At 65.7% G+C, this 8,515-nt stretch carries 9 protein-coding genes and 2 pseudogenes; 2 read left to right on the plus strand and 9 right to left on the minus strand.

The window, feature by feature from the left end; translation table 11 throughout:
- Nucleotides 1-197: 197 nt before the first annotated feature.
- From CHB69_RS05980 to CHB69_RS20740, 9 genes and pseudogenes are all read right to left on the minus strand, one after another.
- A complete protein-coding gene (locus CHB69_RS05980) occupies nucleotides 198-1,334 on the minus strand; it encodes a Gldg family protein (protein WP_170935450.1) in 1,137 nt (378 codons plus the stop codon).
- Entirely contained in the window at nucleotides 1,331-1,708 is a 378-nt protein-coding gene (locus CHB69_RS05985) for a hypothetical protein (protein WP_089215064.1), read from the minus strand. The genes CHB69_RS05980 and CHB69_RS05985 overlap by 4 nt, the downstream gene beginning before the upstream one ends.
- Entirely contained in the window at nucleotides 1,705-2,685 is a 981-nt protein-coding gene (locus CHB69_RS05990; protein ID WP_089215065.1) for a cysteine synthase A, read from the minus strand. The genes CHB69_RS05985 and CHB69_RS05990 overlap by 4 nt, the downstream gene beginning before the upstream one ends.
- Nucleotides 2,686-2,758: 73 nt before the next feature.
- The gene (locus CHB69_RS05995) at nucleotides 2,759-3,295 is read right to left on the minus strand and encodes a hypothetical protein (RefSeq protein WP_089215066.1); all 537 of its coding nucleotides are present in this window, start codon (nucleotides 3,293-3,295) and stop codon (nucleotides 2,759-2,761) included.
- A gap of 29 nt (nucleotides 3,296-3,324) precedes the next feature.
- A complete protein-coding gene (fabG, locus tag CHB69_RS06000) occupies nucleotides 3,325-4,068 on the minus strand; it encodes a 3-oxoacyl-[acyl-carrier-protein] reductase (RefSeq protein ID WP_089215067.1) in 744 nt (247 codons plus the stop codon).
- A 17-nt stretch (nucleotides 4,069-4,085) separates the two neighbouring features.
- On the minus strand, nucleotides 4,086-4,502 hold the full coding sequence (locus CHB69_RS06005) for a GxxExxY protein (RefSeq protein WP_089215068.1): 417 nt from the start codon (nucleotides 4,500-4,502) through the stop codon (nucleotides 4,086-4,088).
- A gap of 64 nt (nucleotides 4,503-4,566) precedes the next feature.
- Complete coding sequence (gene fabD / locus CHB69_RS06010) at nucleotides 4,567-5,505, minus strand: ACP S-malonyltransferase (RefSeq protein ID WP_089215069.1); 939 nt, start codon at nucleotides 5,503-5,505, stop codon at nucleotides 4,567-4,569.
- Nucleotides 5,506-5,620: 115 nt separating this feature from the next.
- The gene (locus CHB69_RS06015; RefSeq protein ID WP_245836566.1) at nucleotides 5,621-6,451 is read right to left on the minus strand and encodes an LD-carboxypeptidase; all 831 of its coding nucleotides are present in this window, start codon (nucleotides 6,449-6,451) and stop codon (nucleotides 5,621-5,623) included.
- A 15-nt stretch (nucleotides 6,452-6,466) separates the two neighbouring features.
- Nucleotides 6,467-6,760: pseudogene (locus CHB69_RS20740) on the minus strand (transposase); the annotation flags it as partial.
- 153 nt (nucleotides 6,761-6,913) lie between these two features.
- On the opposite strand from CHB69_RS20740, the pseudogene CHB69_RS06025 reads away from it, so the two are divergent.
- Together CHB69_RS06025 and CHB69_RS20045 are read left to right on the plus strand one after the other, a co-directional pair.
- Nucleotides 6,914-8,210, plus strand: a pseudogene (locus CHB69_RS06025) (IS110 family RNA-guided transposase).
- A gap of 87 nt (nucleotides 8,211-8,297) precedes the next feature.
- The coding region (locus tag CHB69_RS20045) for a hypothetical protein (protein WP_170935451.1) at nucleotides 8,298-8,515 on the plus strand (218 nt) is incomplete at its 3' end.

The raw sequence follows: 8,515 nt of genomic DNA on the forward strand, positions 1-8,515 counted from the left end.
TCTCCGATTCCGTGAGTATCAACAATCAATTGGGGTGAAAAGGGGAAAATTAGGGTGAATTAGGGAAATCAACCCAAATTTGCCCCAAAAACAGGGCAAACGCCAGCGCCGAACGGGAAAATGGCGACGACCGGCCGGGCGGGCCGCGCCTTTCAGGGGCCGGATTGGAAGGGGGGAGCGCGCCGAAACGCGGCGGATCAGTCTGCGCGAATCCAGAGCGGCCGCAGCACCGCGCCGCGCATCGCCGCGCCGCGCAGCCGCGCATCGAGCCACTCCATCGTATCGGCGCGGCGCAGATGCGCGGCGCCCGGCACGAGCGGCTGCCACAAAGGCGCGAAGAGAAGGTCGGCGTCGCCGACGAGCCACGCCGTCCCCTTGCCGATCGGACAGCGCGCGATGCGCCGGCCCGCAAAGGCGCGGCATCCGCGCGGCAGCACCTCGAAGCGCCCCGCGCTGAACAGCCGCACGCGCTCGCCGTCGAGATCGAAGGAGCGAGCCGCGCGCTCGCCAACCGGCGCCGCGGCGAGCGTGATGCCCCAATGCGCGAGCAGCGCCGTGAGCAGGCTCGTCACCGGCGGGTTGCGCGGATCGCCGAGCGGGTGACGGATCGGCCAGCCCGAGAGCGCATCGGCCAGGATCACCGCGTCGCCGCCGCCGCGCACGAAAGCGTCGATCGCGACGAGATCCTGCGCCGCCAGCGCCCGCGGATGCGCGAGCAGCAGCGCGGACCCCGCTGGCGGCGGATGATCGGCGAGGCTGTCGACGAGGTCGAGCGGGCCGGTCGCCTCGATACGCATGAGCGCCGGGTCCTCGTCAGCCCCCCGCGCCACCATCGCCGCGAGATCGCCCTCCCCCGCCCAGCGCAGCGGCAGGCCCGTGAGCATGACGACGGGGCGCGGATCGGCGGCGAAGCGCGGCGCGTAAAGCGCGGCAAGCAGCGCATGGCCCGCACCGAACCAGCCAATCGCCAGCGCGGCGGCCAACAATATCCGCCGCCATCCACCACGTCGCTGCAAGACGAGGTCGGCGAGCCAGGCGGCCAACGCGCCGCCCATAAGGATCGGAAGAAGCTGCTTCCACGCGAAAGCGTCCGACAGCCACCAGGCCAGCATCGCCTGCGCCGCAAGCAGCAGGGCCAGCGTCGCAGCCACCGATCGCAACTTCAGCTGGCGCGGATCGGCACGCTGCCACCAGGCGAGCAGCAGCATCGGCAGGATGAGCATCGGGAAAGCGAGCGCGGGGTCGATCCGGCCGAGCAGCGCCTGCCCGCCCGGCGCCCAGGCCAGTGCCAGCCCCAGCGCCGCCGCAACCGCGGAACGCCAGGCGGCGGTCACTGTCCCTTCGACTGGCGGGCGCGCTGCAATTCGGGATCCGGTTCGAGGTCGGGGACGGTCGGGGTAGGCTGCGGCACCTTCACCGACATATCCTCATTCTCGTCCTTCGAGACCGGCTGCACGCCCAGCTCTTCGAGCGGCGCGCTCGCCGGCTTCGGCTGCGGTCCGGGCATCTTGACCTCGATCGCGGTCGCGGCATCCTTCGCGGCATTTTCGCGCGCCCGGTCGCCGATCAAGCCCGCGAGGCCGACGAGAAGCAACACCGCGAGCAGCCCCGCGATACCGATCTGAAGCCGCCGCATCGTGTCGCTCGGCGGTGCCGGTGCGGCGACGGGCGCCGCGGCGGTTTCGCGCCAAGTCTGGACCTGATTCATGCGGCCTCCTCCGCCAGCCCCTTGCTCGCCAGCCACTCAGGGTTGAAGAGCGTCGAGAGATAGCGAAACCCGCTGTCGCACAGGATGGTTGCAATGCGCTTGCCGGGGCCGAGCTGGCGCGCGAGCGCCATCGCGCCCGCGACGTTGATCCCCGACGACAGGCCGAGGCACAATCCTTCCTCGTCCAGCAGGCGGCGCACGACCGCCAGCCCCTCGGCGTCGGAGATGCGGAACTGCGTGTCGATCGGCGCGCCTTCGAGATTGGCGGTGATGCGATTCTGTCCGATCCCCTCGGCGACGCTCGATCCCTCGGGCTTCAATTCGCCGCATTTGTAATAATTATAGAGCCCCGCCCCGTGCGGATCGGTGAGCGCAATGGTGATGCTCGCATCCTTCGCCTTCAGCCCCAGCCCGGTGCCGGCGATCGTGCCGCCGGTGCCCGCGGCGCAGGTGAAGCCGTCGATGCGCCCCTCCATCTGCGTCCAGATCTCCTCGGCGGTGCCATGCACATGCGCCTTGCGGTTGGCGATATTGTCGAACTGGTTCGCCCAGATCGCATTGTCGGTTTCCTCGGCGATACGGCGCGAGGTGTGGACGAAATGCCCCGGATTGGCGAAGGGCGCCGGCGGCACCAGCACCAGCTCGGCGCCGAGCGCGCGGATCGTCGCCATTTTCTCGGCGCTCTGGTTGTCGGGCATGACGATGATCGTCTTGTAGCCAAGCGCATTGCCGACGAGCGCCAGCCCGATGCCGGTGTTGCCCGCGGTCCCCTCGACGATCGTGCCGCCGGGACGCAGGCTGCCGTTCGCTTCGGCGTCGCGGACGATGTAGAGCGCCGCGCGATCCTTTACCGAGCCGCCGGGGTTGGCATATTCGCACTTGCCCCAGATTTCGCATCCCGTCGCTTCGCTCGGCCCCTTGAGCAGCACCAGCGGCGTGTTGCCGATCAGCTTCAGGCTGTTTTCCGCAATGATCATGCGACCGATCTAGGACGCGCCCCGAAGCGCTGCAAGAGAGCTTCGCTTGCAGCATACAAGGCCGGGCTTTGCGTCAGGGCGTCAGCTTCCGGCGATTGGACCAATAGAGCGAGGTCGCCGCGGCATAGGCGCCGACCTTTTCCCACACCGCCTGGTCGACCGCTTCGACATCGACCCCGGCCTCCTGATAGGCGGCGACGATCGCCATGATCTGATCCTCGTTCATGTCGTTCGCGAGATCGGGGTTGGTGCCGTCGATGCCGAAATCGAGCGCTTTGTCGACCGGGCCCGTCGACAGGCTGGCCTTCGCGATCTCGCCCGTCAGCCAGTCGCGGGCGATCCGCGCGAGGCCATAGTTGAAATATTCGGCCTTGAACTCGTCGCCGATGCCATGTTCGGCGGCACAGCTGTCGACGACTTCCGAAAATCGTCCGAACAGCGAGTCATAGCCCGCCTTGTCGGCGCTTCCCGCCATCGCGGTGCCGAGCGCGGCTTTCAGCTCGGGGCTCGCGGCCCCCGAAATGCAGTCGAGCTTGGCCCCGTCCTGCGCGGATGCCGCGCCGGGCGCCGCGGCCAAAGCCAGCGCGGCGCCGGCGATCCATGCTTTCATAATCCAATTCCCCCCGAAAACCCCCGCCGTCAGGACAGCATCGCCATCCCGCCGTTCACATGGATCGTCTGCCCGGTGACATAGCCCGCCTCCCTTGACGCGAGGTAAACGACCGCCGCGGCGATGTCGCTCCCTTCGCCCATCCGGCCCGCGGGAATGCGCTGGTTGAGCGCTTCCTTCTGCGCATCGGGCAGAACGTCGGTCATCGCGGTGGCGATAAAGCCCGGCGCGACGCAGTTCACCGTGACATTGCGGCTCGCCAGTTCCTGCGCGAGCGCCTTGGTCATGCCGGTAACCCCTGCCTTCGACGCGGCATAGTTCGCCTGCCCCGGATTGCCCGTCGCGCCAACGACGCTGGTGATCGAGACAATGCGGCCGAAGCGCGCCTTCATCATCGGTTTGGCCGCGGCGCGCGCGAGGCGGAAATTGGCCTCGAGGTTGATGCGGATCACCTCATCCCATTCCTCGTCCTTCATCCGCAGGATCAGATTGTCGCGTGTCACGCCGGCATTGTTGACGAGGATGTCGAGTTTGCCGCCGAGCGCCTCGACCGCCGCGGGCACGAGCGCATCGACCGCTGCTGCATCGCCGAGGTTGCACGGCAGCGCGACATGGTCGCCGCCGAGTGTGTCGCGAAAGGCGTCCAGCTTCTCGGCATTGGAGCCCGAAACCGCAAGCCGCGCGCCCTGCGCCGCGAGCGCCTGCGCAATGGCCGAGCCGATCCCGCCCGAAGCGCCGGTAACGAGGGCAGTCATGCCGGTGAGGTCGAACATTATGAGTCTCCTGATTTTTACCGGTTCACGCGGAGACGCGGAGACGCGGAGGGTTTATGGTCGTTGACGATGCGGCGCACACCTTCCTTGAGTGTCGCACCTCCGAAATTGATGAGCAGCCCCACCGATTGCCCCGTCAGGCGAAGGTAGGTCAACAGCTGTTTGCCGTGGGCGGGGTTCAGTTTCTCGATCGATTTGATCTCGACCAAGAGGCGGTTATCGACGAGCAGATCAATACGAAAGGCCGCATCGAAGCGAGTCCCTTCGAAATGTATGTCGATCGGCTTTTGTCGCTCGACCCTATACCCGAGATCAACCAGCTTGCCGGCAAGAACCGTCTCATAGACGCTTTCGAGAAGTCCCGGCCCCAAATCCCGGTGCAGACGAAGAGACAAATCGAGCACATCGCCGCTCACAACGTCTATGTCCCGCACGATCCCTCCGCGTCTCCGCGTCTCCGCGTGAACCTCTCTCTCTCTGCGCGTCTGCGCGAATCTACTAAAGCGTTTTCAGCAAGGCTTCGATGTCGTCCATCGACATCAGGCTGACCGTTTCGACCTCGCCGCTCGCGCTGCGTTTGACCATCGGCGAGAGGACCTTGCCGCCGAATTCGACGAACTGCGTCACGCCGATCGCTTCCATCGCGCCGACGCTCTCGCGCCAGCGGACGCGGCCGGTGACCTGGCTGACGAGCAGTTCGCGGATTTCGCCGGCGTCGCTTACCGGCGCCGCGGTCACATTGGCGACGACGGGGACGAGCGGCGCGGCGGGGGGGCTCGCGGCGAGCGCCTCGGCCATCGCGTCGGCCGCAGGCTGCATCAGCGGGCAGTGGAAGGGCGCCGACACGGGGAGCAGCACGCCGCGCTTGATCCCATAATTCTTGACCATGGCGACCGCGCGCTCGACCGCGCCCCTGTGGCCCGAGATCACGACCTGCGACGGGTCATTGTCGTTCGCGACCGCGCAGACCTCGCCCTCGGCCGCCGCGTCGGCGAGTTTCTGCGCCGTCTCGACATCGGCGCCGAGCAGCGCCGCCATCGCGCCGGCGCCGACGGGCACCGCCGCCTGCATCGCCTGCCCGCGCGTCTTCAAAAGCCGCGCCGTGGTCGCGAGGTCGAAGGCCCCCGCGGCGCATAGCGCGCTATATTCGCCGAGGCTGTGGCCGGCGACATAGTCGGCCTTGGCGGCGAGCGTCACGCCGCCTTCCTTTTCGAGCACGCGCAGCGTCGCGATCGCGTTCGCCATGATCGCAGGCTGGGCGTTTTCGGTGAGGGTGAGCTGATCCTCGGGGCCTTCGCTCATCAGCTGGAACAGCTTCTGCCCGAGCGCGTCGTCGACTTCCTGAAATACCTCGCGCGCGTGGCTCGATGCGTCGGCAAGCGCCTTGCCCATGCCAACCGACTGGCTGCCCTGTCCCGGAAAGATGAATGCGCGCATGACCCTGTCCTCGTTTCATTTCGTCGTCCCAGCGAAAGCTGGGACCGTTGGCGTTCTGATCCAGCGATCCCAGCTTTCGCTGGGATGACGGATTAGGATGGCCGCGCCTATTCCTTCACCCCGCGCGATGCAAGCCGAAGGGCACGACCTTGTTGTCGGCATCGTGCCCGATGTCGGCGCGGCCGAGCCAGGCGATGCCGGTGCGCGCGCACCAGTCGCGCGCGATCTCTTCGGCATCCATGCCGAACGGGCGGTCATTCTCGGGCACCGCGCTCACGCGGCCGAGGCGAATGCCCGACAGCCCGCGCGGCGCGAGGCAGGTCGCCATGTGGAAAAAGGCGCGGTCGAAGGCATAGAGATGCTCGCTCACTTCTTCGACCAGCAGGACATGACCCGCGAGGTCGGGCTCGAGCGGGGTGCCGAGCAGCATCGACAGCGTCATCAGATTGAAGGCCGTGTGGCGCGCGCCATGCTCGAGCCCGCTCTCGCACGCGACGGGATCGCGCGCGACGAGCCAGTCGAGCGCGCGCGCGATCGCCGCGTCGCCGCCCTCGCGCCGGATATCGGCGACCATCGGCCCGTGCGCGACATGATCGAAGCCTTCGCGATAGAGGCAGGCGAGCAGATTGCCCTGGTCGGAATAGCCGAGGAAGGCCTTGCCGCGCGCGGCGCCGGTCATCGCCGCGACCGCTTCCTGCGCGATGCGGCACGCGCCATAGCCGCCGCGTGCGAACCAGATCGCGTCGATGTCGGGCCGGTTCGCCATCTCGACCAGCGCCGCGAAGCGATGCCCGTCCTCGCCGGCGAAATGGCCGTGCACCGCGAAACATTGCTCGTCGAATATCAGCTCGACGCCGGGATAGCCGAGCGCCGCGATCGCGCGCACCGCCTCGGCATCGTCGGGCAATATGGGGGTCGAGGGAGCGACGATTCCGATGCGCATCATTAACTTCCTTGACCGTCACCCCGGACTTGATCCGGGTGTGGATTCACATTTGAAGTGCAACGGTATGAAGACTTCGGCTGGGGTTTGGAAGCCGAGGCATTTTCTGGGAGTATTGTTGTAGATTGCGATGATGGCGTCGAAGGCGTTGGGGGGCAAGTCGTCGAGGCTGGTTTTTCGGGGGAGGTATCGACGGAGGCGACCGATGGCGTTTTCGATGCCGCCTTTCTGCCATGGGGCGTGCGGATCGCAGAAGAAGGCCTGGATAGCGAGTTGCCTTTCGATGCGGTGATGGCGGGTAAATTCGGTGCCATAGCACATTGGGAAGCAGCCTTTCGAAGGGCCGCGATGCCTTGATGGAGACAAGGGCGCGTAGCGCCCGCCGGCTTCATCAAGGCAGTCATGACCTGCCAGCAGGTCTCTAAAGAGAAGTTGTCGACACAACCCTTTGGAGGCTGACCGATCATGACCAAGCTGTATTCTACGCCACCCGACGCCGTCCTGGTAGCCATCGATATGTCGAAGCACCGCCAGGAGGTTCTCCTCGAACGACCGGAGGGCGGCCGCCGACGCCGTATGACCGTCATGGCAACGAAGGCGGACTATGACCGGCTGGCGGACGATCTGACGACCATCGGTAGGCCCGTGATCGTCGGCTTTGAAGCAACCGGCAACTATCACCGCACGTTGGCGCATCGATTGCTGTCCGCCGGGTGCGAACTGCGCCTGATTTCGTCGGTCGCCTTGGCTCGGACACGCGAAGCGCTGCACAATGGCTGGGACAAGAATGATTCCAAGGACGCGCAAGTCATCCTGCACATGCTGAAGATCGGCGCGACCCAGCGCTATGTCGATCCGCTGGCGGCAGGGATCAACGATCTGCAGGAGATGTCGAAGACGCATGAAGCCATATCGAAGGCGAAGACCCAGACCTGGCATCGGATCCTCACGCATTATCTGCCACTGTATTTTCCGGAGATCGAGCGTTTCGCCGGCAACAGCCGGTCCGACTGGTTCCTGGCGTTGATCGAACGCTTCCCGACGCCGGGCAGCATCACCTCGATCGGACGCGAGGCGTTCACCGAACAGGCCTGGCCGCTGATCGGTCGCAAGGTCTCCAAGGCCCGGGTGGTCAACGATATTTACGAGACCGCCTGTGCATCGATCGCGCTGCCGATCGACGAAGATTCCACGGCGGTCGCCATGTTCCGCATGGTCATCGCCCAGGCACGCACCCTGATTCAGCAGCGTAACGAGATCGAGCGGATCGCCCATGACGCGCTGGCGACGAACAGCGATTATCAGCTCCTGCGCATGATCCCCGGTATCGGTCCGATCAACGCCCTGACGATCCTGGCCGAGGCCGGCGATCTGCGCCGGTTCAGCCACCATCGCCAGTTCCTCAAGTTCTGCGGCCTCGACCTCGCTACCTACCAGTCAGGGATATTTCGGGGGCGGACGAAGCTATCAAAGTACGGCAATGCCCGGCTGCGACGCACCTTCTGGATGGCAACGCAGGTCGCGATCCGACAACCCAACAACAGCTTCCGTGACAAGCTCTCCCGCTATGTCGATGGCCATGCCAACGACCCCGATCGCCGCCGCAAGGCGATGACCGCTCTCACCGCCAAGATGGCGCGCGTCGTGCACGCCGTCATCAAGACGGGAACCGAGTACCGCCCGTTCGTCGAACGGGCGGACACCAGATGGAAGGACCCCTCTCTGCTGTGCCGTGAGGGCGCTACGGCGACCCTGTAGATAATGTTCGGGCCTTCCATCTGGCATGCGTATCTCATCTTAAGGACGGTGAGGACCACGATCCCGATGATCGATGGATCCTATGTTTGCTATGGCCGAGAGCGCCTTCCTTGACGATGGAAGCCATCTGGATCATAAAATCATCAGCGCCGATCACATTCGGCGCAACGAGATCTGCTGGCCTGTTCCCGCCGCTGCTTCCCAACATAGGACGTTGTCGAAGGTGATCGACCGTCGCAGCGACGCGGGCATTGGCTGGAGCAACTGGACGATGGCGTCGGCGACGGGATCGGCCTTGAGGCTGTTTTG

This window comes from Sphingopyxis indica (genome assembly GCF_900188185.1).
Lineage (GTDB): Bacteria > Pseudomonadota > Alphaproteobacteria > Sphingomonadales > Sphingomonadaceae > Sphingopyxis > Sphingopyxis indica.

Coding starts and splice junctions, on each gene's coding strand:
- CHB69_RS05985 (WP_089215064.1), bottom strand. CDS start 1,708: ATGAATCAGGTCCAGACTTGGCGCGAAACCGCCGCGGCGCCCGTCGCC.
- CHB69_RS05990 (WP_089215065.1), bottom strand. CDS start 2,685: ATGATCATTGCGGAAAACAGCCTGAAGCTGATCGGCAACACGCCGCTG.
- CHB69_RS05995 (WP_089215066.1), bottom strand. CDS start 3,295: ATGAAAGCATGGATCGCCGGCGCCGCGCTGGCTTTGGCCGCGGCGCCC.
- fabG (WP_089215067.1), bottom strand. CDS start 4,068: ATGTTCGACCTCACCGGCATGACTGCCCTCGTTACCGGCGCTTCGGGC.
- fabD (WP_089215069.1), bottom strand. CDS start 5,505: ATGCGCGCATTCATCTTTCCGGGACAGGGCAGCCAGTCGGTTGGCATG.
- CHB69_RS06015 (WP_245836566.1), bottom strand. CDS start 6,451: ATGATGCGCATCGGAATCGTCGCTCCCTCGACCCCCATATTGCCCGAC.